The organism is Cerasibacillus sp., from assembly GCF_036516575.1.
Lineage (GTDB): Bacteria > Bacillota > Bacilli > Bacillales > Amphibacillaceae > Cerasibacillus.
Genome location: NZ_DATBTY010000054.1, coordinates 1 through 23,554 on the forward strand (window position 1 = coordinate 1; position 23,554 = coordinate 23,554).

General features: G+C 36.5%; 21 protein-coding genes, 1 pseudogene and 1 other annotated feature (1 of these 23 cut by a window edge). Of the genes and pseudogenes, 6 read left to right on the forward strand and 16 right to left on the reverse strand.

Features of this window, described 5'->3' with window-relative positions; genetic code table 11:
* Positions 1-313: pseudogene (locus VIG73_RS09145) on the forward strand (hypothetical protein); the annotation flags it as partial.
* Positions 314-408: 95 nt separating this feature from the next.
* Here the strand turns inward: VIG73_RS09145 and VIG73_RS09150 are convergent.
* The 5 genes from VIG73_RS09150 to VIG73_RS09170 form a co-directional block, all read right to left on the reverse strand.
* Positions 409-2,292 (reverse strand): ABC transporter permease, encoded by a 1,884-nt coding sequence (locus tag VIG73_RS09150; protein WP_331641191.1) that lies wholly within the window; start codon positions 2,290-2,292, stop codon positions 409-411.
* On the reverse strand, positions 2,264-3,031 hold the full coding sequence (locus tag VIG73_RS09155; protein WP_331641193.1) for an ABC transporter ATP-binding protein: 768 nt from the start codon (positions 3,029-3,031) through the stop codon (positions 2,264-2,266). The genes VIG73_RS09150 and VIG73_RS09155 overlap by 29 nt, the downstream gene beginning before the upstream one ends.
* Before the next feature lie 95 nt (positions 3,032-3,126).
* On the reverse strand, positions 3,127-4,125 hold the full coding sequence (locus tag VIG73_RS09160) for a sensor histidine kinase (RefSeq protein WP_331641195.1): 999 nt from the start codon (positions 4,123-4,125) through the stop codon (positions 3,127-3,129).
* A 25-nt stretch (positions 4,126-4,150) separates the two neighbouring features.
* The gene (locus VIG73_RS09165; protein WP_331641197.1) at positions 4,151-4,843 is read right to left on the reverse strand and encodes a response regulator transcription factor; all 693 of its coding nucleotides are present in this window, start codon (positions 4,841-4,843) and stop codon (positions 4,151-4,153) included.
* Between the two features lie 348 nt (positions 4,844-5,191).
* Positions 5,192-6,409: a dicarboxylate/amino acid:cation symporter gene (locus tag VIG73_RS09170; protein WP_331641199.1), complete on the reverse strand. Its 1,218-nt coding sequence runs from the start codon at positions 6,407-6,409 to the stop codon at positions 5,192-5,194.
* 360 nt (positions 6,410-6,769) lie between these two features.
* Here VIG73_RS09170 and VIG73_RS09175 point away from each other — a divergent pair, with 360 nt between their 5' ends.
* Entirely contained in the window at positions 6,770-7,321 is a 552-nt protein-coding gene (locus VIG73_RS09175; protein WP_331641201.1) for a sigma-70 family RNA polymerase sigma factor, read from the forward strand.
* A gap of 157 nt (positions 7,322-7,478) precedes the next feature.
* Positions 7,479-8,738 carry a DUF5068 domain-containing protein gene (locus tag VIG73_RS09180; protein ID WP_331641203.1) on the forward strand — a complete coding sequence of 420 codons (1,260 nt, stop codon included), beginning with the start codon at positions 7,479-7,481 and terminating at the stop codon, positions 8,736-8,738.
* A 185-nt stretch (positions 8,739-8,923) separates the two neighbouring features.
* Here the strand turns inward: VIG73_RS09180 and VIG73_RS09185 are convergent, their stop codons facing one another.
* Together VIG73_RS09185 and VIG73_RS09190 are read right to left on the reverse strand one after the other, a co-directional pair.
* Complete coding sequence (locus VIG73_RS09185; RefSeq protein WP_331641205.1) at positions 8,924-9,466, reverse strand: isochorismatase family protein; 543 nt, start codon at positions 9,464-9,466, stop codon at positions 8,924-8,926.
* 98 nt (positions 9,467-9,564) lie between these two features.
* Positions 9,565-10,350 (reverse strand): TatD family hydrolase, encoded by a 786-nt coding sequence (locus VIG73_RS09190; protein ID WP_331641207.1) that lies wholly within the window; start codon positions 10,348-10,350, stop codon positions 9,565-9,567.
* A gap of 112 nt (positions 10,351-10,462) precedes the next feature.
* On the opposite strand from VIG73_RS09190, the gene VIG73_RS09195 reads away from it, so the two are divergent.
* Entirely contained in the window at positions 10,463-11,920 is a 1,458-nt protein-coding gene (locus VIG73_RS09195) for a DHA2 family efflux MFS transporter permease subunit (protein ID WP_331641209.1), read from the forward strand.
* 82 nt (positions 11,921-12,002) lie between these two features.
* Here the strand turns inward: VIG73_RS09195 and VIG73_RS09200 are convergent, their stop codons facing one another.
* Positions 12,003-13,205, reverse strand: a complete 1,203-nt coding sequence (locus VIG73_RS09200; RefSeq protein WP_331641211.1) for a sugar diacid recognition domain-containing protein — start codon at positions 13,203-13,205, stop codon at positions 12,003-12,005.
* A gap of 177 nt (positions 13,206-13,382) precedes the next feature.
* Between VIG73_RS09200 and VIG73_RS09205 the strand changes: the two genes are divergently transcribed.
* Positions 13,383-14,552 (forward strand): FAD-binding oxidoreductase, encoded by a 1,170-nt coding sequence (locus VIG73_RS09205; protein WP_331641213.1) that lies wholly within the window; start codon positions 13,383-13,385, stop codon positions 14,550-14,552.
* A 191-nt stretch (positions 14,553-14,743) separates the two neighbouring features.
* Positions 14,744-16,099 carry a sodium-dependent transporter gene (locus VIG73_RS09210; protein WP_331641215.1) on the forward strand — a complete coding sequence of 452 codons (1,356 nt, stop codon included), beginning with the start codon at positions 14,744-14,746 and terminating at the stop codon, positions 16,097-16,099.
* Positions 16,100-16,584: 485 nt separating this feature from the next.
* On the opposite strand, the gene VIG73_RS09215 is transcribed toward VIG73_RS09210, so the two are convergent.
* From VIG73_RS09215 to argS, 8 genes are all read right to left on the reverse strand, one after another.
* Positions 16,585-17,817 (reverse strand): U32 family peptidase, encoded by a 1,233-nt coding sequence (locus VIG73_RS09215; protein ID WP_331641217.1) that lies wholly within the window; start codon positions 17,815-17,817, stop codon positions 16,585-16,587.
* Between the two features lie 87 nt (positions 17,818-17,904).
* The gene (locus VIG73_RS09220) at positions 17,905-18,825 is read right to left on the reverse strand and encodes a peptidase U32 family protein (RefSeq protein ID WP_331641219.1); all 921 of its coding nucleotides are present in this window, start codon (positions 18,823-18,825) and stop codon (positions 17,905-17,907) included.
* Between the two features lie 276 nt (positions 18,826-19,101).
* Positions 19,102-19,428: a hypothetical protein gene (locus VIG73_RS09225; protein WP_331641221.1), complete on the reverse strand. Its 327-nt coding sequence runs from the start codon at positions 19,426-19,428 to the stop codon at positions 19,102-19,104.
* Positions 19,429-19,585: 157 nt separating this feature from the next.
* Positions 19,586-20,212, reverse strand: coding sequence for an SIMPL domain-containing protein (locus tag VIG73_RS09230; protein WP_331641223.1), 627 nt, complete (start codon positions 20,210-20,212; stop codon positions 19,586-19,588).
* 58 nt (positions 20,213-20,270) lie between these two features.
* Positions 20,271-20,735: an 8-oxo-dGTP diphosphatase gene (locus VIG73_RS09235; protein WP_331641225.1), complete on the reverse strand. Its 465-nt coding sequence runs from the start codon at positions 20,733-20,735 to the stop codon at positions 20,271-20,273.
* Position 20,736: 1 nt separating this feature from the next.
* A complete protein-coding gene (locus VIG73_RS09240) occupies positions 20,737-21,162 on the reverse strand; it encodes an NUDIX hydrolase (RefSeq protein ID WP_331641227.1) in 426 nt (141 codons plus the stop codon).
* 45 nt (positions 21,163-21,207) lie between these two features.
* The gene (locus tag VIG73_RS09245) at positions 21,208-21,729 is read right to left on the reverse strand and encodes a GNAT family N-acetyltransferase (protein WP_331641229.1); all 522 of its coding nucleotides are present in this window, start codon (positions 21,727-21,729) and stop codon (positions 21,208-21,210) included.
* A gap of 80 nt (positions 21,730-21,809) precedes the next feature.
* Positions 21,810-23,501, reverse strand: a complete 1,692-nt coding sequence (gene argS / locus VIG73_RS09250) for an arginine--tRNA ligase (protein ID WP_331641231.1) — start codon at positions 23,499-23,501, stop codon at positions 21,810-21,812.
* 51 nt (positions 23,502-23,552) lie between these two features.
* Positions 23,553-23,554 (reverse strand) — a binding site (T-box leader); it runs 192 nt beyond the window's last position.

Consider the following 23,554-nt stretch of genomic DNA (forward strand, 5'->3'; position numbering starts at 1 on the left):
AATTGTATTTGCTAGTGTACCCGTTACTTTCCACTGCAGGCGGACGCTTTCCTTAGGGCTGCTTGAGCCTCCTCACTCGCAAAAAACGCTCGTTGCGGGGTCTCAAGACGCATGCTTCTCCCGCTGGAGTCGCCGCCTTCCGTTCCAAGTAACTTGGTTTGGACAAACTCATGAATTAGGTGACGAACTAAAATCCTTTACGGTTGCTAATGATTTACCAGGCGCTACGCAATTACGGGATGAAATTGTAAAGGTCGCCGAAAGTCAATCTATTAGCCAATTGCGTATCGGCCTTGAGTCCTCCTTTAAGTAATTGAGTGTCTTTTCTAACTCTATTTTACCATTTTTTTATATTCCGTCTATTCGATAAACAAAAAAGCATCCCGCCGTGACAGGATGCTTTTTTCATTAAAGTGCTTTTTGAATTTGTTTCGTGTAAAAATGACGTACGATAAAGAAATAAACAACTTGAATGAACGCAAAGACACCGAGAACGATGGCGGATTCACGAACTAAGTTATAGTCGAAAAGGTGCATTAATGCCGTCAGCGCAACAGCCCCATGAACAAGCGCTACAATAATTGGTGCGAAAAAGAGAATGGCCGTTTGACGACTAATTACTTTTTTCAATTCACCTTTTGTTAGCCCTAATTTCGTAATGGCCTTAAATTTCTCCTGATCATTGTCTAAATCAGAATACAATCTAAAATATAAAAAGCTTCCTGCTGAGACAAAGAACACAATTCCGATAAACAAACCAATGAATAATATCGGACCGTAAGCTTTATCAACTACATAGACATTGTAATCAATCGAAAAAGCATTATTATATTTATTAAAGCTCTCTGAAACTTTTTCACCGACAGCTACTAACCTTTCATCAGTTGCATTTGAAATAACCCACGCAGCTAAGGTCGATTCTTTAACTGGCTCTGGAAGGTATTTATACTCATTGTCATTAATAATATAATAGGCTTGCATTTCATTAATAATCGAAGATGAAATGGTTGAAAATGCTTGAATTTCTTTGCCATCTTTTAAGGGGATTTTCGTCTTCATCAGTTTTTCATCATTTTTAAAGGTATTAATATTAGCATGGTGGTCCCCTACAACGATGGCTTGATTTTCTTTCGGATCAACTAAATCCTCGTCGATTAACTTGGCAAGTCGATTATATTCTGATGCTTTCACAATTAAGACTGGATAATCAACACCGGTTTCATAATACTTATTTTCTATCACTTCTTGATCTGCTTTTACATTTTCTTCGCTTAATATGTTATTAATATCATTAATCTTCGCTTTAACATCTTCACCTTCCATCGAATTATATATGATGGAATATGGGGTTGCTTCCACAATCCCTTTCGTCAAATACGTCCGAAAGCCAAATAACGTACCAATCGCACTAAAGGCAACAGTTGAAATGATCGCAACCATGAAAAAGGTCCGTGCATTATCTTTCATCCGAAATGATAAGTCTGAGAACAGAAGCATATTCGTCTTTTTCCAGAAAATCTGTTTGTTTTTCTTTAAGCGACGTATAACAAAAACACTTAATTGGGTAAAGAAAAAATACGTGCCAATAATTACGACAATGGCAACGGGAATAAGCGCAATAACGACTTGGGTTCCCTTAACATATAAGGCTACTCCATAACCACCGATTAATAATATCGCAGCTAAAATTGTTAACAAGAGAGACGCTTTCGGTTCTCCCTTTGATTGTTTGTCAGCTTTAATTAATTCAACAAGCTTTTTCGTCCGTAAAACAAATGTGACAAAGAATGAAATAACTAAAAACAGTAATACAAATGATACAAAACTTAACAATATCGCTTTTGTTGGAAAATAAAAATTTAATGTTTCATCGATGACGAGAACATTTTCCGCTATTAACAAAATGACTTTTGAAAATATAAGGCCAAATCCGATTCCAAATGTCGTGGCAAAAATTCCAATGACCATATTTTCAATAAAAGTCATTCGCTTCACTTGACGTGATGACATACCTAAAAGCATCAATAATCCGAATTCTCTTTTTCGCGATTGTAAAAAGGAACTCATCGAATATAATATGAAAAAGAATGAAAAAACATAGATGATGCCACCTGCGACTAACATCCCTTTCATCGCACTTGAAGGCATATCCCCTTCTTGAAAAGCAGGATGAAACGCAAAATTTGCAAAGGTAAAAAAGACCATCACAGCGAACATACTACTAAAAAAATAAGCAACATAAAGTCTTTTATTACGGAACACATTATGAAGGGCGAACTGACGAAAAGTCATTGTCATTCCCTCCTAATAATGAGAGTGTGTCAATGATTTTTTGGAAGAAGGTCTTTTGACTATCTCCACGATGAATTTCTGAATAAAGTCGGCCATCACGTATAAAAATTACCCGATCACTGTAACTCGCAGCCTGTGCTTCATGTGTTACAAGTAACATCGTCGTTTTTTCCTGCTTATTAATATGACTCAGCATCTCCATCACATCACGAGAGGATTTTGAATCTAAATTTCCTGTCGGTTCATCTGCTAATAAAAGCTTCGGTCGATGAATCATCGCCCTTGCAACAGCTACACGCTGCGCTTGACCACCGGAAATTTCATATGTGCGTTTCTCCATAATATGTGAAATACCTAGCTTCTTAGCAATCATATCAGCTTTTTCTTTCATATCTTTTACACGTTTTCCATCCAGTGTAAGTGGTAAAACAATATTTTCCTCAACTGTTAATGTATTAAGCAAGTTAAAGTCTTGGAAAACAAAGCCTAATTGTTGACGGCGAAATTTCGCTAATTTATTCCGACTGAGGAGATGTGGATTTTTACCATCAATTAATATATCACCAGATGTCGGCTCATCAATGGTTGCAATTAAATTGAGTAATGTCGTTTTCCCACTTCCAGATGGCCCCATGATACCAACAAATTCACCTTCTTCAACTTCTAAATCAATATCGGTTAAAGCTCGATAAGGAACCTTCCCTTGATACACTTTGTTTAGCTTCTTCACTTGTAACATAATCTCGTTCTCCTTTACATTGATTATTTGTCTAACATTAGTGTATCGCGGGTCTTAATATGATACGATCGATTATTCTTTCATGAACCTTACATTCATGTAATTGTTTCGATCACGTTAAAAATAAGCTTAAAAGTCGTTCCTTCTCCGACTTTACTATCCACTTCGATATCATGACCGAGATAGTTGACGACTTCTTTCACTAAATAAAGCCCCATACCTGTTGATTCACGGTATTTCCGTCCATTTTCGCCAGTGAAAAACGGTTGAAAAATCCGCTTTTGATCAAAATCCGGAATCCCAATGCCGAAATCTTTCACTTCTAATACGATTTCTTCGGTCGCTCTTTTATATAATGAAATGATGATTTCATTACTTTTTCCTGCTGAGTATTTAACAGCATTTTGTACGAGTTGCCCCACAATAAACAGCAGCCACTTTTCATCTGTTTCAACCATCGTGATATGTCCCTTGTTTTCAAATTTTGGAAAAACATGATTACGAATGTAAAAACGACGATTTTCTTGATTGACATCATGAATCACTTTTTCTAAATCAACTGGTTTAATATGAAAGTCATCTTGAATCGTGCGGAGACGTGCTGTGTAAAGCACCGTATTTAACCCTGTCTTGATTCGATCGGTTTCTTCACGAATATTTGATGAATCAGGTTCATCAAGATCCTGTGCTGTGAGTTCAATGACTGAAAGCGGGGTTTTCATCTGGTGTACCCAACGATCAATAAATTCGAGATGTTGATTTTTTGCATCCTCAATGTCATTAACTTTTTCAATATAGCGTTTGTATTGTGACTGTATGAGCTGATCAAATGCTTCAGAAATAGGAGCTGTATCAGTCGGTATTAACGACTCATCAAGTGTGATGAGTTCTTTTTCTAGTCGATTATACAAACGACGGCGTGTGACATAATAATAAATCAGATAAGCAAACAGAAAGAGTATACCGATACCAAAAGCATAAAGCAAGATCTTCCACTCATGAAATCCTGCAAGCCAAATGATACCTATGATAAATACAAATTGAATACATTGGATAACAATTAATGTCATATGTTCTCTTAAAAAGAGCTTCATATTAATCACCTCACATATTGCGAGCTTATGACCATGTCACGCGTAAACGATAACCAGCTCCACGAATTGTTTCAACTGCATCTTTAATGCCTATTTCAGCAAACTTTTTGCGAACTCGTGTTATATTCACATTTAATGTGTTTTCATCCACATACATTTGATCATCCCATAGTCTTTCCAATAAATCTTCTCTTCCTGCGATACGTGGGTGACGTGTCATTAAGTATTCGATAATATCAGCTTCTTTTTTCGCTAAGTGGACGACTTTTTCTTGAAATCTTAACTCAAGTCGCTCTGGATAAAGTTTTAGTCCTTCTTTTACAATGATACGTTCTTCTTGCTTACTGGCATACTCGCCATAAGCACGACGGATTTGACTGCGGATTTTCGCCATGACAATATCTGGATGAAACGGTTTTGCAATAAAGTCATCGCCCCCATTTTCCAGCGCCATCACTTGATCCATTTCCCCTGTACGCGCCGAAATAAAAATCACTGGGCAAACTGATTCCTGCCTAATTTGTCGGCACCAGTAATAGCCATCAAAACGAGGTAAATTAATATCCAATAAAACTAAATTCGGTTTAAATGCCCGAAAGGACTCCATTATATTGTTAAAGTCTTCTACAACATGAACTTCATAACCATATTTTTCAATATATGAATGAAGATAACCCGCAATTTTCGGATCATCTTCAATAATCATAATGCGATTCATCTTCTAGCCTCTTTTCACATTTTTGTACGTTTATTATAGCATGGTTTGCAGTTGGAATTTAAGATAGAGCCAGTCTCTCTGCTTTTTGCTTAGTCTTATATAGAGTTAGTGCTCCCGTGAGAAGATTGGGTGGTTATTTAATAGAACTGGAAAAACTACTCATTAAGCGGATTAGCATAACAGGAAGTAAAAATACAAAATACCAAAGTTATAAGATGGTGTCCTTAAAAATTATTAAGTATTAGAAAAGAGTGAATAAATAAAGAAAAAATCAACACTAATCAATCAATTTATACTATAATATAAAAAAGAGCTGTAAAAACAGCTCTTCTATGAAAAAATAGTATTTTATCCTGCTAAGATACGTTCTTCTTTGTAGACACGTCGTTTTTCAGATGCGTCAACGACAACACTAGCAGAAGCATCGCCAACTATATTAACAGTCGTGCGCATCATATCAAGAATGCGGTCAATACCTGCGACAAGGGCAATCCCTTCTAATGGAAGATTAACCGCTGCAAGTACCATCGTTAGCATAATCATTCCCGCTCCTGGAACACCAGCTGTACCAATCGATGCAAACGTTGCTATTAGAGCCACAATACCTAACTGAGATAATGTCAAGTCAACACCATAGTACTGGGCAATAAACATGACAGTCAACCCTTGATAGATGGCTGTACCATCCATATTAATTGTGGCACCTAGTGGCAACACAAAACTACTTACATCTTTGGACACTTTAAGGTCATCTTCGACACACTTCATCGTCACAGGAAGCGTTCCAGAACTACTACTTGTACTAAAAGCAACCATAGCCGCTGGTAGCATTCCTTTTATAAACGTAATTGGACTCATATTACCCCATGTTTTGACGGCAGCAGAATAAATCACTCCAATATGAATCAAACATGTAATAAGCATAGCAATGATGAGTTTTATTAGTGGTAAAAGTACGCTCGCTCCATATTCACCAATTACAGGCGCCAGAAGACCATAAATTCCGATAGGAGCAACTGCCATAACGATTCCAGTTATTTTATACATGATTTCAGCTAACCCTTCAAAAAACTGTTTGACAGGATCAGCTTTTTTACCCACAAGTGTCATACCTATACCAAGGAAAATTGCAAAGAAAATAATTTGCAAGATATTACCTGTGACAAGAGATTCAAGCGGATTTGTTGGTACGATATTTAGAATCGTATCTATTATACTTTCCGATTCTTGAAATTCTACTTTTTCACCAGATAATTTAATATCCGTTCCAAGTCCTGGTTTAAAAACATTTCCCATAAATAAACCTAATGAAATCGCTATCAAACTTGTTAGTAAATAATAGGTAATTGTTTTTCCACCTAAGCGCCCTAATTTCTGTACGTCTTCTGTACTAGTTATACCAACAATAATCGTTGAAAGAATTAAAGGTACAATAATAAACTTAATTAGACGTAGAAATAAATCGCCTAATGGTGCGACAATAGCTATTTTCTCACCAAATATGATTCCAGTAATAATGGCTAGAATAAAAGCAATGAGTATTTGCCATATTAAATTCTTCCTCAACTATATTTCCCCCTCTATCTCTGTCTAAAATCTTGCACTTCTTCTGTTATATAACAATATTTTAAGTTAAATGATAGGAATAATCAACTTAAAAATTAATATTTTGAGTCACTGATAAACCATTCTTTATTATCTCATCTAAATATATGTTTCAAACGATTTAAACAAAGGAATATTCATAATAGATTTAATTTTTCATAACTCCTTTAAATAACCTTGAAAACGGAACATTAGTTCGTATATAATGGATGTAACATTTTTTATTATTGATGCCACTTTTATTGTATTCGTTTCGATAATAAATATAAGAACAAGTTGTTGTCGGTAAGGGGGAATTTTTAAGAGAAAGGAGGAGTTGAGTTGAGCAAAAAGGAAGAAAAAGCATTTACTTTTGAGGAAGTGTACGAACAGAACAAACGCCGAATTTATTATCATATTCATCGCATGAATATCCGAGATCCACATCAAGATTTTTTTCAGGAAGGTCTCTTCGCATTATGGAATGCCTATGAACAATATGAGTCGCATAAAGGCCCTATGTCAACGTATTTTAATTACATTATTGAAAAACGACTCATTGACAAAATCAGAAAGGATACGCGTATCATGCATAATGACCAAGCAATTGTTGCAGAAAATAAAATGCAATGGGACACCGGAAATCGCGTACGGCGCACAGACCTCTCCTATCCACTTTTAGAACGGGAAGAACCAGCAATTACAGATGTGAATTTCTGGAAAAGCATCAAAGATCAACTAACTGATAAGCAATGGAAATGGGTGTACTACTTTATTATTTTGGATATGCCTGTAAAAGAAATTGCTAAGCGAGAAAACACCTCAGAGGAAGCAGTGAAAAGTTGGGGAAAACAAGCCCGAAAAAAACTTCGCATACAACTCCCCTACAAATAGGAGTTTCCTACACCTTTTGAATCTCACTTCACTTAAGCGTGACAATCTAGTCACGCTTTTTTCATGTCTTTTGACCTATGCTCATAGAACTATTTACAAAATTTTCACTCGTGATACAATATTCATGTTTAACTTGAAATTTTTGGGAGGTAATTTTTTGAGAAAAGCGTTAGTCATAATTGGCATAGTTGCACTCACTTTACTCATGCTTGTTGCATGTGGAAAGGAAGATGCGAGTAAAGATGAGCCTAAAGATACGACAAAGAAAGAAGAAGTTAAAGATGACGAGGATAAAAAAGATGAAGATGAGGAAGAAAACAATAAAGACAAGACTTCAGAAGACGAAAAAGATTCAGCTGAAGGGGAAATTATGAATCCAGCTATCGCAGAAGAAACAGGTGGCGATGTGGAAGTCATCTTCACAAACGATAATCCAGAGATTGAGCATGAAATGAACGGGCTTGTTGTTAAAATCAATAAATATCAAGTCGTCCGTGTGACGGATATGAATCAAAGCTCGGAACATCAATTTCCAGATTTAGAAGGCTATGTGATTACAGCAGATATCACAACCGAAAATACATCAGATCAAACATTATACTATTCGCCAACTTTTCGTATTCAAACGGATGACCGTTATGATTATATCTCATCTAGGAACATTTATTATATTCCAGAGGATAAGGAGATCCAGTGGGAAGAACCAAGTACATTCCCGGCCGACTCTGAGTACAACTTCTACCATGTCTTTTTACTCGACAATGAAGAGTTTGAAAAAGTAAGTACACTTGAACCAAAATTTTTTGTTGAAGCAGGAGTAGCTGATAATAAGGACTATAAAGGGTCATATAAGGAAGAAGGATTTTTTGATTTCGCTATTAATGAAGAACAAGTTGAAAAACTTGCAACAGCTACAAAATTCTATGAGGATAAATTAACAACTGACAGTATCGCAACAAAGGAACTCATTTTTGAAAAAACAGATATAAATGAAACACAAGAATTAGATAAGTTCAAGTTCACGGTTGAAGGTGTCCAATATACTGAGATTACTCCAAATGAATCAAGTAAGGAGCGGTTTAGAAACTTTGGTGATAATGATTTAGTTGCATTAACGATTCAAGTAGCTATGGATAATCAATCAAATGAAGTGATATACGGTGGAGGGGGTATTGCAAAATTAAATGTTAACGATAATGAGATGCGTTTCTCATCTCAAAACATGGTTGAAAACATACACCCTCAAGAATTACATCCAGGTGATAAAGGATACAGACAAATTGTGTTTATTTTCGACAAAAAGTACTTTGAACTATACGATAAGTTTGATCTTGAAGTAGGACCATTCACTGGACCTGACGTCAAACGACTATTTAAAGAGAAGACTTTGCATTTCGATTTACCAGCTCCAAAATAAGTTGTAACAATAGCACAGACTAAGATTTTAGTCTGTGCTAGTTTTTATGTTTGAAATTAAGATAATTTGTTTATCGTGCAAAATGATACTTTTTCAAATTCTATTATTCTAGAGGATACAATCATTCAATACGGGATTTCTTAAAATCCTTTCACTTACAAAAGCGATTTAGAACACGCCCTTTATTATTTAACAATCTCTAAAACTTCTTTAAATTCAGGGATGTCAGCTGCTTCCATCAATTCATATAAAAGCATTTCAACACTTGTTCCGGGAATCCCATGTGCTTTCATCTTTCCTAGACCAATCCTTTTATTCTGCTTAGTTCGTGACGAAACAGCATCTGCAACGACTTGAACATCATAGCCCCGCTCATTAAGCCCCATTGCTGTTTGATATAAACAAATATGCGCTTCAATGCCAGCAAGAAGGACTTGTTTTCGCTCAATTGCTTCCACAGCTTCCATAAATTCATCGTTTAAACAAGCATTAAAAGTTATTTTCGAAATGGGCTTAACCTCTTTAGGCATAAGCTTAGCAATTTCTTCTGTCGTTGGTCCGAGCCCCTCTGGATATTGTTCCAACCATAGCATTGGAATATCGAGAACTTTTAAACCTTGAATAAGCTGAGTTAATCGTTGCAGCATCACTTCATGATTATAAACCGTATGTGCTAGTTTCCCTTGAACATCGACTAAAACAAAAACAACCTCTTCCCTTTTTAACAATTGAATTCCTCCTCGTTTGGACATTGTCATATTTTTCCTTGTTTCAAAGGTTATTCATTTGAACAACAGCATAGATAATTTCCAGTAATATAGTCGTATTATACCTTTTGCCCTAAGTAAAATTGTTTTGTTGTTTGATAAATGATCGCGTATACTTCTTCTAATGGCATTCGCTTTACTTGAGCGATTTTCCTAATGATTTGATGAATCATTTTCGGATGTGTCATTTGACTTTTAAATGGTCCATCAAATGGCCATGGACCATCTGTTTCAACCATCATATGAGATAAAGGTATTTGTTTAATTAATGGTTGACGCTTTTCATGATAAATAATATCTGGTGTGAATGAAACAACATAACCATTTTGAATCATGCGTTCCATTGTTTTCTTATCTCCTTTAAACCAATGAAAATGTGCTTTTTCAATTGAATACTTTTCTAATAATGAACATACGATTGGCGCATCATCATAGACAGCATGCAGAGCAATTGGAACATTTAATTCACCAGCTTTTTTGATAAACATTTCTAGAATATCGATATAAGGTTCAAGCGGCATATCAGGATTTTCTTGTCGCAAATAATATGGTAGCCCAACTTCTCCTATGGCTGTTAATGTAGATTGCTGTTCATCAATTAATCTCAACAAGCTTGTTATTTCATCTTCAGAAGGCAGAGATTGTTCTGGGTGATAACCGATTGCCGCCTCAATTACTGAATATTGTTTCGCTAATGATAATGTTTTTTTTGCAGAAATATGATTCATTGACACGGCAATTAATGTATCAATATGATAAGTGTCTAAATCATAAAGAATTTGCTCTTGTTGATTTTTTTCGTAACAGTCTAAATGTATATGTGAGTCAATTACTTTTTTGAGCATATCGTCACCTCATATGTATTACCATAGTAAATTTATTTATAGAATCATCTTTTTAATTGTGGTATGATGTTATTTCACAAGATAGATATTACTTTTGAAAGCAGGATGCAAGATGAATATAAAGAAAGAAAATGCTTCACACGATACACCTTATGGCATCATTATTATTATGTTTATCGGTGCCTTTATCGCTATTTTAAATGAAACGTTATTAAACGTCGCATTGCCGTCAATTATGAATGAGTTCGATGTTAAACCAACTGCAGTACAATGGTTAACAACTGGGTATATGCTCGTCAATGGAATCTTGATTCCAGCTAGTGCATTTTTAATTCAGCGGTTTACAAACCGGACGCTTTTTATTACGGCGATGGGTTTATTTACAGCTGGAACTATTTTAGCTAGTTTTTCACCTACATTTAATATACTTCTTCTAGCTCGTATGCTTCAAGCAGCTGGATCAGCCGTTATGATGCCATTACTTATGAATATTATGCTCGTATCTTTCCCAATTGAAAAACGCGGAACCGTCATGGGGGTATTCGGACTCGTCTTCTTCGTTGCCCCTGCTGTTGGTCCACCACTTTCTGGATGGGTGGTTGAACATTATAGCTGGCGTGCTTTATTTTATATCGTCATACCATTTGCCTTATTTATTTTCGTATATGCCATCTTTAAACTGAAAAATCTAACCCCTAACCGCCCAATCAAATTAGATGTGCTATCAATTGTCTTATCAAGTGTTGGCTTTGGTGGGCTTTTATATGGATTTAGTATGGCTGGGGATAAAGGTTGGAATGACGTATTTGTTTATAGCACCATTATTGTAGGGACAATCAGTTTACTTGCTATGATTATTAGGCAATTACGAATGGATGAACCGATGTTGGAGTTTCGGATATTTAAGTATCCGATGTTCGCTTTAGCTGCGGCTGTATCCGTGATTCTAGCGATTGCACTCTTTTCAATCATGATTCTCATGCCGATATACATCCAAACAATTCGCGGTTTCTCCCCTCTTGATGCCGGTTTGCTCATGTTACCTGGAGCAATCATCATGGGGATTATGTCGCCGATTACGGGACGTCTTTTTGATAAGTATGGACCAAAAACGCTTGCCATTGTTGGATTGTCGATTACAGTGATTACAACGTATTTCTTTAGTCGTCTCGATATGGAAGTATCTTATCGCACACTTGTCTGGTTGTTTTCTATCCGAAGTTTCGGTATGTCGATGGTTATGATGCCGATTATGACAAATGGATTAAATCAATTACCAGAAAAAGCATACCCTCATGGGACTGCATTAAATAATACGTTACAACAAGTATCAGGTGCGATTGGCTCAGCGCTTCTCATAACAGTAATGAACAGTCAAACTGAATCAAAAGCGAAACAGTTAATGGGAGAAGCAACTTCCCAAGTGTCAGAAAATGAATTATTAAATCAAGCAATGTTACATGGGATTAATTTTTCATTCTTTGTATCGACAATCATTGTAGCTGTCGCGCTTATTTTGACATTCTTTATTAAACGTGTTACAGAACCAGCAAAAGATATAAATATTTAACATGAAGTGGGCTTTCCCATAAGTCATTAAACTAGTGACTTGGTGGGGGCCCTTTTTATATCCAAAAAAAACGATAACAATGTTAGAATTCATTCGTATGAGGAGAAGTAAACTTCTTCAACGCTGTATATAACAATAAACAATGTTGGAAATTACGTGTATCAAGATGTGTTAATTCCTCAATTTTGCTTAAGCGGTATATCAATGTATTACGATGAATGAATAGTTTCTTTGCTGCCCGTGTGAGATTCATATTTTGATCACAGTACATGATAAAATCTCGTTTTAACTCTCCAAATGAATCATGTTCAAATAATTTATCTAAGCGATTTTTTAATATCTTTGTATACGCTGGATTAATCTGGTTAGGTAACATTTTTAATAAAATTGGCCAGGAAGAATAATCAAAAACCTGTGCAGTTAATCTTTGTTTTTTCGCAAACGAAAGCATTTCTTCCGCTTTTTGATATGATTCATTTAAATCAATAAGTGATTCACAAATCGTGCCCGCTGCGATTAGCGGATGAGGTACTTTTAACTCCCGACATAAGTTAAGAAAAGTTTTTGCTTCATTTCTGAATCGTGTTATGACAGAATAATTATCAAAAGATGCTGTAACAGCTTTTAAAACAATCATCTTCTCGGTATTTAAATAGGCACAACGATCATCTGCTTCTTTTAAAAAGGTGTCACGCGCTTTCACTAATAGCGTTTCTCTTAAATGAGTTAATGAATAGGAACTTTCTTCTTCACCTAAACCAGACATAAGAGAACCACCTAAATCAATTACGACGCAATAATATGTTCGGCGATTGCTTATATCTAGTCTGTTACAGTATTGTTTTACCCTAAGTGGGTCAACCGACTTATTTAAGAGAATATATTGTAAAAAGGATTCGAGTGTTTTTTCCTCTAGGTCATCGATTTGTTTTAAAAACATCTCTTGCCACATTAATTCAATATATTGCTTAATGAGTTTAGCATGTGGTATCACCTCTTTAGGAGGGCCGATAATTCCTAATACACCTTTTGTTTCATTATCAAATTTAAGTGGAACAGCAACACCCGGAAGAACATTTTCTTCATTGGTGATGTCTTTCTCTTCATAAATGACATAATCATTTTTTCTTATCACTTCTTTTGATGGCGCATGAATGGACCCGACACGATGATACGTTGAATCCGCAATAATTTCCCCATCAACATCCGTTAAACTGATCGGAAATGGCAATGTTTTTGTAACCGCTTTCATCAGCTTTTGTGCATCTTGTACGAAACCTTCCAAAAGTCTCCCCTCCTTATTCTAATAAGGTTTTGCTTAAAATCTATCATAACATATTTTTAGATAATTATAAAAAGTGAATATTAATGCCATAGAATTTGTTCAATTTAACCATAGACTTGCGTTTTTGCATGCGATATATATACATTATTAGAAATAATCAAACGAAGAGGTGGTTTTATGACTAAACAGGCAGACATCATCATTGTTGGTGGGGGCGTTATTGGTTCAAGTATTGCCTATAATCTCCTTCACGATGGATATGATGGAGAGATTTTAGTTTTTGAAAAAGATCGTATATATGAATTTTCTTCTACACCGCGAAGTGCGGGTGGAATTAGGCAACTATTCACAACGGCTGTCAATATTCAAATGGGGAAGTTCGGAATTGAAACATATCGCTCTTTTCCTGAAAAAATGGCCGTTGATGGCGAATTGGCGGAGATAGATTTTGAGCAACCAGGCTATCTCTTTTTAGCAAAAAATAATGAAGAAATGAAACAACTTGAACATCAATCCATTTTACAAAACTCGTACGGCGTTAATTCAGAACTATTGAATAAAGAGGAGTTATTAACGATTATCCCTGAATTATCAATTGATGATTTAGCTGGTGGGCTATTTTCTAAAAATGATGGTTATCTTGATCCTTACTCTGTCATGCAAGGATATGCGAAACAAGCAAGGCATTTAGGAGCACATTATATTTACGATGATGTAGAGACGATTTTATCAGATCGAAATGGAGTGCAGGGTGTTCGAACATATTCAGGCGATATATATAACGCACGAATTGTCATCAATTGCGCTGGACCTTGGGCACCAGAGTTAAGTGAAAAAATCGGGCTTCCTATTCCAGTTGTCCCGCTAAAAAGGCAAATTATTCAATTTGATATTGCGGAACCGTTAAGTAAGAAATTACCGCTTACAGTAGATCCCACCGGTGTCTATTTCCGTCATGAAGGTGAAACGATTATTTCAGGTTTTTCCGAAAAAGTAAAACCAGGGATTGATTTTACATGGAAGCGCTCATTTTTTACCGAAGAATTGTGGCCTGTATTAGCCACACGTGTTCCTAATTTTGAGGTTGCAAAAATTCAAAGTGGTTGGGCTGGTATGTATAGTTACAACACAATCGATCAAAATGCAATTATCGGAGAGCACCCTGAACTTAATGGCTACTTTTTGGCTTGTGGGTTTAGTGGCCATGGGATGCAACAAGGCCCGGCAGTTGGGAAAGGCTTGTCTGAACTAATTAGAACTGGTACGTATGAAACGATTGATTTAAGTCCGCTTCGTTTTGAACGATTTGCCGAGAAGGATCTAGTCATCGAAGGCGCTGTTGTTTAATTTCAGGTTCCTTTTGCAAACACTTTAGGTAAACGCTCATTAGGGATACGCGTCGGGTAAGGCGTTCTACCCGTTATGGTTTTCGGGTTTTGCGAGAGTTCGCATCGGGTACGGCGCTCTATCCGTCACGGTTTTCGATCTCTAAGTGAATAGTGCGATTGATTTAGTTTTTCAACATGGGAGGGAGTATCATGAAAAAGGCAAATAAAGCAAAGCGCGAAAAATGGGGCAGTAGTTTAGGCTTTATTATGGCAACAGCTGGCTTTTCAATCGGTCTCGGTAATATTTGGCGTTTCTCTTATGTAGCAGGAAATAATGGTGGTGGAGCTTTTCTATTTATTTATCTCATTATTATCGTGCTTATTGGGTTACCGATATTTTTAGCTGAGGCGGGGCTTGGTAGAAAAGCCCAATCTGGTATCATTACTGGGATAAGAAAATTAACAAGACGGGGCAGCCCATGGGTTCTCATTGGATGGATTGGTATTTTGGCTGCTTCTCTCATTATGTCTTATTATTTAATGATCATGGGATGGATTTTTGCCTATTTGATTCAAGTTATTGCTGGTGGTTTTTCAGGGATGACACCAGAACAAATCGCTGCTCATTATGACCAACTCATATCGAATCCATTAGCGGTGTTCGGCTATACATTAATCCCTGTTTTTATTATCGGTCTTATCGTATCCCGGGGCGTGAGAAATGGGATTGAAAAGTTTGTGAAAATCAGTATGCCACTCTTATTGTTAATGTTAATTATTCTAGCCGTTTATTCACTCTCTTTACCAGGTGCTATGAAAGGTGTGGCTTGGTATTTAAAGCCAGATTTCTCCGCAATCAATGCACAAACATTTTTAGAAGCGTTGGGGCAAGCATTCTTTTCTGTTGGTATTGGACTAGCTGGTGCTTTCACTTATGGAAGTTATTTAGATCCCGTTAAATCAGATTTAGTTAAGGGGAGCGTTTGGGTCGTTTCTTTTGATACACTAGTCGCTTTTCTATCAGGTTTAGTTATCTTTCCTGCCTTATTTGCTTTTCACATCGCACCTGATTCAGGACCTGGTTTATTGTTTATAACGATTCCGAATCTCTTAAATCAAATGCCTGGTGGAATGATTTTTGGCTTTTTGTTTTTCTTATTAGTTGTTATTGCCGCTGTGACAACAGCTGTCGGATTAATTGAAACGATATCAGCGAATGCATCCGAATTATTAAAAATTGGAAGAAAAACGAGTGTCTGGCTCTGGCTGGGATTGATGGTCATTCTTGCTATTCCATCGATCTTATCTTATGGACCCTGGGCAGCAATTCAATTTTTCGGTATGACTATTTTTGAATTAATTGACTATGTTTCTGGAAATATTCTTTTAACGACGAGTGGTTTGTTTATTTCACTTTATGTTATCTTCCATTGGACATTCGACCATTTTCAATTGGATATTAATACCGGTTCAACAACACTCAGAATCACACCCATGTGGAAACCCATCATATATGTTATAATTCCATGCGTGATTTTAACGATATTAATTACTGGATTGATTTAATGATTAGCGTTTATCTTAGGACTATAATGAGCGGGATATGCATTTTCCGCTCATTTTTTAGAGTCTGATAGCGTTGAATGCTTGCTTCTATGTGATATAAATCTATTCTTTGTGATTGAGTAATATTACATTGGAAGACCCAATGCAATATAAGTCTTCTCTTTGGACAGGAGTTATATAACATTGAAAGGCCCAATGCGATATAAGTCTTCTCTTTGCACAGGAGTTATATAACATTGGAAGGCCCAATGCGATATAAGTCTTTTCTTTGCACAGGAGTTATATAACATTGGAAGACCCAATGCAATATAAGTCCATTCTTTTAGCGTGAATTAGACCACATTGAAAATAGCCAATCTAATACATGTCTACTAATATATCTGGCACAAGGACCCGCAATTCTCTCAGACCCCTTAACAGTTCATTCCTGAACAATGTATACTAGACAATAAAAAAGAGCGTCCAAATTGGACAGCTCCCAAAATTCAGCGCTTTTTACGCATCATATCATACTTTTTAACAGGTGCATCGACTTTCATTTTGATAATCATCATTGGATGTGGTGCCCTGTCGATTGGTTCACCTTTTTCATCCCACATCTGTTCAACTTTTTGGTGGAGATGGGTAAAACCAGGTCCGTAAAATTCAATCTCGTCACCAATTCCGAAATTATTACGTTGTTCAATGGTGGCGATGCCTGTTTCTTCATCATAGTCTAATACTTGTCCAATAAAACGATGGACAGGGATTTTTCGACGTTTACCGAAAAGTTGTTGCTCTTCATCAGGTGTTCCATAATAGAAACCCGTTGCCAGTTCACGTTGAGCTACTTTCCATAATTCGTCCTCCCAAGCTGGATCAAATTGATAGTTGTCTGGATCTTTACAATATGTATCAATGGCTTGACGGTATACGTTTGAAACAGTTGAAACATAATGAATTGACTTCATCCGGCCTTCTATTTTTAAACTATCGACCCCAGCCTCAACAAGATCAGGAATATGGTGAATCATTGACATGTCAACAGCGCTCATTGAGAAATCTTCAGTCGGTTCACCGCCAAGTAATGATTGACGCTCATTTAAGCTGTCCACTTCGAACAAGTCATATTTCCAGCGACAGGATTGTGAACAACCACCACGGTTCGCATCACGCATGGACATATGATTAGATAAAACACAGCGACCTGAATATGAAATGCACATCGCTCCATGAATGAAAACTTCTAATTCAACATCCGTATTTTCGCGAATTTCTCTAATTTCATCCATGCCGACTTCACGAGCTAAGACAACACGCTCTAATCCTTCTTCTTTCCAAAAATTTAATGTTTCATAGTTTGTAGCTGAGGCTTGTGTAGACAAATGAATAGGTAATCCTTCTGCTTCTGTTGCACAAATTTCGATTAAAGCTGGATCTGAAACAATGACTGCGTCAATACCGATATCTCTTATCGAACGGAAAAACTCCCCTGCTCCTTTTGCATCATGTTCATGTGTCACCATGTTTGCGGCGACATAAACTTTTGCGTTATGCGCTTTAGCAAAGGCAATACCTTCTTTCATTTCATCGATTGTGAAGTTTCCCGCACGCCTGCGTAAACTAAATTCATTCCCACCAATATAAACAGCATCAGCACCATAACGGATGGCTGTTTTTAATTTTTCAAGTGTTCCTGCTGGTGCAAGCACTTCTGGTTTTTTAGTGATTGTACGCAACGTCTTCTCCTCCATTTTCATCTAATTATCTTCACGGCGTTACTAAGGTTCAGGTGGAATAAAATCTCCATTTGAACCAAGTCTACTTTAATTGACATCTGATGGGTCCATCGTATAGAATCCTGCTGCCATTGAACGTTCTTCGGGATGGAGTGATTCTAATTTTTCCTGTAATGTGTTCATAAGGTCATTTGACCATTCTTTATTGGTAAACGCTTCTTTAGCATGAACAAATAATTTGGCAATCTCGACAAAGGAGTCACCTTTTGTAAAGATTCCATCTAACTTCCAAGTCGTTAACCCAGCGTCTACTAATTGGTTAAGATACGGCATGAGATTGACATCATCTGTTGCAAAAATATGTGTCCCATTTATATCTTCATAGACGGAATAATGTGTTTCTGGATCTTTCTTTTCCGAAATAAATAACCCTGTTTCTTTACCTGTTTTTGTATCTTGTTTTGTGAAGTTAACATAATTTTGCACGAGTGGTCGAAGTGATTGGTGAATACACGTCGCACCATAAACTAACACTTCAAGTGGAACAGTCACCTGTTCACGTATTTCTGTTAGTTCTTCATATGGCAATTCTCTCGCTAATACAGCCCCTTGTGCTCCGCGCTTGACCCAGAAGTTAATTTGGTTCGCACTTGTGACCATTGTTTGTGCATCATAAATATAAGGAATCTTAATGTCATTCTTCTTCATTAAATGAATGACTCCAGGATCCCCTACTGTGATTTTATCAACCTTGATTTTTTCTAATTCATTAAGATAAGGTATTACTGTTTTAATTCGATCATTATGCATGATGGCATTGACGGCAACACAGACTTTTTTTCCTTTGGCATGTGCTAAGTCTGTTATGTGAGCAATATCTTCTACTGAAAAAGATGCTGGTAATCGTAATCCAAACGCTTCTTCACCTATGTATAACGTATCAATACCTGCATCAAGTAGTTGCTCAGCTTGTTCAATTGATTCAGCTGTAGCTACTAGTTCAAACATTCACAATCCCCCTCTAAAAAGAAAACATATAGATAATCGTATCATAGTTTTGTCTTTAGCAAATGAAGATTTTATGACATTCTTTAGAATTTGATAAATAATTTTTAAGGAAAACAGAATGGGGGCACTATTGCTGAGTGGTGTGTAATTGGGACCTACGAGAACGAGCGATAGCAACCGCGAATCGAGCGATTCATCTAATCATTATAAAACAAAAAAATATCCTATTTGGCAATGGGTCTATTCATTGCCAAATAGGATATCTTATTCTGATGATTATTCATTATGAGCAGTTGCTACTTTTAGCGGCTGTTGTTCCCCTTTAGGCTTATGATTTTTTGGGTAAAATAAAGCTTTCCCAATTAAGACAAGTGACATCAAACTAAGAAAAGCTTCACCGAATGTAAACTGCCCAATTGTTCCATGTTGATCTGCTAAAATTCCCGCTTGATAAAATGAAACAATACTAAATAACCATGCTAAAAACGATAAAATAAAACTGCTATTTTTTAACCCCTTTGCTTTCTCACTCATTAGATATACGACAAACATAATCATATAAGCAAATACAGAACCGACAACAATTGATGATAAAATTGACATCTTTTGAGCCCCTCCCCCTGTTATTCTGTATTCTACTTCTATTAAACCAAGTTTTGAACACTTTGTCAAAAATTAGACACACTTTGTTCATTTAATGTTCATATTTAGTGATTGATTAATCATTGGACTTTATAACAGTTTCTGATTAATTAACTTTTTAATAAGCATAAATAATCTTTACGGTTGCATTGATATTGATTTGTCCTGGTGCAATTGGGGTTGTCGTTTTACTAAGTTCTAAAAATGGCTGAGGATGTTGCTCGGTTACTTCTGTGATGGATATGGGTTTGGGGTTTAAACTTAAGTGTAATGTTTGAGCAATTGTTTGTGCCTTTATTTGTGCATCTCTAATGGCAAGAGTAAGTGCTTGTAAGTAGAATGGTTGGGGGTTTTTTACTTGTAGTTGAATATTTCCGATGCGATTAACACCTAGTTGCACAGCTGAATCGATGATTTTTCCTGCTTCATTAATATCTTTTATTTCGACTAATAAGCCATGAATAACTTCATAGCCCGTGAATGTTTGTTTACCATTATGATAGTCGTACTTTGGTTGAATCGTATACTCGACCGTACGAATGTTTTCTCTCTGGATTCCCAGCTGTGTCAATGCTTGAAGCACTGCTGTTACCTTTTCAGCATTTTGTTGTTGGGCTATTGATAGCTTAATATCTTCCGTTACAACATCTAATCGAATCGTTAGTAAATCAGGTGTAGCTGAAATACTTCCATTTCCAAAGACTGAGATCGTCTCCTCCGATTGACTTTGTGTAGAATGTGTCACATGATCCCATCCTTTCAGTTTATACAAATATAATCAGAAAGGATGGGTGTTATTCCTATTACTCGCAAATGCATGAAACGATTTTTTCATTTTTATAGATGAAATGGTGGTGGCGAATCTGGTCATCCTTTAACATATGTGGTAAAAAATATCTGATGTTACTTACTACACCCCGGTTATTCTCTAACAAAATCCAGTCAAGGTTCTTCCACTCGAGGATGCCTTCACGTGTCGAAATAGGTGTATCATACTCAAATGTATCAGGTACCGTTGCCATATATGCATACATGCCTCCATTATATAAATCATCGACATTCCAAGTGATCATTCCTTTATAATTCACTTCTGATAAGATAATGCCTGTCTCCTCCTTTACTTCTCTTAAAACACAGGCATCTGCTGTTTCATCATTTTCTAACTTTCCACCGACACCGTTCCACAATCCTAGATTGGGAGATTGATTGCGATTTAATAGTAAAATATCGTTTTTCCTTTTAATAAAACAAATCGTATATGGTAACATACTACATCCCTTCTGTTGTCATTCTTTTCTTTTCAATATAATTTAATAAAAACGTTCGATCTTTTGGAAAGCTAAGCTTTAAATGTTGAATCTCTCTTGCCGACTTCCACTCAATTTCATAAATGTGTTGATCTGGATCATGTAGCGTTTTTTCCCCACCTGTAATCACCACTTCATAATAATGAACTTCAACTTGATTCTCTTCTATGACATCAGTCTTAATATATAGAAGACGTTCAACAACACCTTCGTAGCCTGTTTCTTCATATAGTTCTCTTAAACAACATGATGCAAATGTTTCATCCGGTTCCTTCCCGCCACTTGGTATGGTCCATTTTTTCTCTTCATCAGGTAGCCCTTGTTTAACCATTAAAATTTCAAAATTTTCATTGATACATACGGCTGCAGCACCAAACCATGTCTTCATTGGCAGATCCCCTTTATATTGTTTTTCCACATAACATGTGCTATCTCATTCTTTAACAGGTAACAACGGTTGTATAGAATCCCAACCATAGGCAATTTCAGTTAGCTTTTTACCACCAATATTAATGATTTCCGTATCAACATATTTTCCACCGAGCGATTCATAGAAATACTTTGAGTCATTATCTTTTAATACCCAAACGAGCATTGAATGCATCTGTTCTCTAAATAATTGTTCAGCTATCATCTGTACGAGCTTCTTACCGATGCCTTTCCCTTGATATGTCTTAAGCAAATAGATAGCATACAATTCGCCTTCATAATCATATTTTCCACTTCGTTCGATGCCACCTGATGCAAAGCCAATCACAGATCCTTCTTCATTTTCTGCTACAATCGCTTGATGATGAGCTAATATCATTTCCCATCTTTTTTCTAGCGAATCATACGTAAGTGTTTCATATAGGAACGATTGTGGCACAATCCCGTCGTACGTTGTTCGCCAACTGTCTACATGTACTTTAGCGAGCTGTGGAATGTCTTTATAGACCGCTTGTCTATACTTCATTTCTCCACCCCCTAATTATCTAAAAATTCCTATGTTTTAGTGAGATTATAACATATATTCTAACAATTGAACGGGTCATTTTACATTTCTTGTGGTGCTTTCATTCCTAATAAACGCAACCCTTCACTCAACACGATTGTCACTGATTGAACGAGTGCCAGCCGAGCATTCATTTCTGAATCATTTTGTAATATTTTCACTTGACTATAATATTGATTAAATGCGCGCGCAAGTTCAAGTAATAGTTTCGCAATATGTGATGCTTCATAATCTTTTAAAGCACGTGTCACAGCATGAGGAAAATCGAGCATCTTTTTAATAACGGTAAAACTGTAGGAATCGGTTAAACCAGAAAATGATTCTGCAGCTTTTCCTCTTCCCGCTTTTCTTAAGATAGAGCAAGCACGTGCATGTGTATATTGGACATATGGCCCTGTCGAACCTTCAAAGGTGAGCATATCTTCTAAATCGAATTCAATATTATGATTGCGTTCATGTTTTAAGTCATGGAAAATAACCGCCCCAACTCCAACTGCATGTGCTACATCGTCTTTATTTGCTAAATTAGGATTTTTCGTTTCAATATTTTTCTTCGCTAATTGTATCGCTTCTTTCAGTACGTCTTCTAAGAGGACGACTTTTCCTTTTCGGGTGGACATTTTCCTGCCATCTTTTAAGATAAAGCCAAATGGAACATGTACCATATCCCGAGCCCAATCGTAGCCCATTTTGTCTAGCACGGCGAATACTTGTTGAAAATGCAAGCGTTGTTCATGCCCAACAACATAAACCATTTTATCAAAATCGTACGTCTCTTTTCGATAACGCGCTGCAGTCAAATCTCTTGTCGCATATAGGGTGGCACCGTCTGATTTTTTGATTAGACATGGTGGCAACTCCTCATTTGTTAATTCAACAACTTCAGCTCCGTCTGACTCGGTGAGTAAGTTTTTATTTTCTAATTCTTGAATGGTGTCTGCCATCTTATCGTTATAAAACGCTTCACCGTGATAGGAATCAAAACTCACCCCTAATAAATCATAAATCCGCTTAAACTCTTGTAATGATGCATCACGGAACCATGTCCATAACTGTAAAGATGCTTCATCACCGTCTTCTAATTGTTTAAACGCGTCTCGAGCTTCTTGTTCGAGTTCCGGATGTCGTTCTGCTTCTTGATGAAAACGGACATATAATTCGAAGAGCTCCATAATTGGTTGTGCTCTAACACGAGCTTTATCTCCCCACTTTTTATAAGCAACTATTAACTTTCCAAACTGTGTCCCCCAATCACCTATATGGTTAATTTTCACGACATCAAAACCACATTTTTCAGCGATTAAACTTAGAGTTTGACCGATAACAGTTGAGCGTAAGTGCCCCATTGAAAATGGTTTGGCGATATTTGGTGATGAAAAATCAATCGTCATTGTTTTACCTTTTCCAATATGTGTCGAACCGTATTGTTGTTGGTCTGTTAAAATATGCTTCAACACTTGTTCACTAACAGCTTTTTTGTTAAAGAATACGTTGAGATAAGGTCCATCTGCCTTGACCTTTTCTATCAACGAATGGTTAATTGTTGCGCTCAATTCACTTGCGATAAGAGCAGGTGACTTTCTAAATTGCTTTGCCAAAACAAAACACGGAAAAGCAAGGTCGCCTTGTGTTTCATACGTTGGTGTTTCGATTAATTTTTCGAGTTCTGATAGTGATAAAAAAGCACCTAATTCCTTATACAACGACTGTGCATATATTTTTTTCATATCCATATGAATCCCTCCAAATCAATTTTCCCATAAAAAAAAACGCCCCTAATATGAAT

What these genes read in the sequence shown, in the direction of transcription:
- VIG73_RS09150 (WP_331641191.1), bottom strand. Translation starts at nt 2,292, where the DNA reads ATGACTTTTCGTCAGTTCGCCCTTCATAATGTGTTCCGTAATAAAAGA.
- argS (WP_331641231.1), bottom strand. Translation starts at nt 23,501, where the DNA reads ATGGATATGAAAAAAATATATGCACAGTCGTTGTATAAGGAATTAGGT.
- VIG73_RS09205 (WP_331641213.1), top strand. Translation starts at nt 13,383, where the DNA reads ATGACTAAACAGGCAGACATCATCATTGTTGGTGGGGGCGTTATTGGT.
- VIG73_RS09195 (WP_331641209.1), top strand. Translation starts at nt 10,463, where the DNA reads ATGAATATAAAGAAAGAAAATGCTTCACACGATACACCTTATGGCATC.
- VIG73_RS09155 (WP_331641193.1), bottom strand. Translation starts at nt 3,031, where the DNA reads ATGTTACAAGTGAAGAAGCTAAACAAAGTGTATCAAGGGAAGGTTCCT.
- VIG73_RS09220 (WP_331641219.1), bottom strand. Translation starts at nt 18,825, where the DNA reads ATGTTTGAACTAGTAGCTACAGCTGAATCAATTGAACAAGCTGAGCAA.
- VIG73_RS09165 (WP_331641197.1), bottom strand. Translation starts at nt 4,843, where the DNA reads ATGAATCGCATTATGATTATTGAAGATGATCCGAAAATTGCGGGTTAT.
- VIG73_RS09190 (WP_331641207.1), bottom strand. Translation starts at nt 10,350, where the DNA reads ATGCTCAAAAAAGTAATTGACTCACATATACATTTAGACTGTTACGAA.
- VIG73_RS09210 (WP_331641215.1), top strand. Translation starts at nt 14,744, where the DNA reads ATGAAAAAGGCAAATAAAGCAAAGCGCGAAAAATGGGGCAGTAGTTTA.
- VIG73_RS09235 (WP_331641225.1), bottom strand. Translation starts at nt 20,735, where the DNA reads ATGTTACCATATACGATTTGTTTTATTAAAAGGAAAAACGATATTTTA.
- VIG73_RS09160 (WP_331641195.1), bottom strand. Translation starts at nt 4,125, where the DNA reads ATGAAGCTCTTTTTAAGAGAACATATGACATTAATTGTTATCCAATGT.
- VIG73_RS09225 (WP_331641221.1), bottom strand. Translation starts at nt 19,428, where the DNA reads ATGTCAATTTTATCATCAATTGTTGTCGGTTCTGTATTTGCTTATATG.
- VIG73_RS09240 (WP_331641227.1), bottom strand. Translation starts at nt 21,162, where the DNA reads ATGAAGACATGGTTTGGTGCTGCAGCCGTATGTATCAATGAAAATTTT.
- VIG73_RS09245 (WP_331641229.1), bottom strand. Translation starts at nt 21,729, where the DNA reads ATGAAGTATAGACAAGCGGTCTATAAAGACATTCCACAGCTCGCTAAA.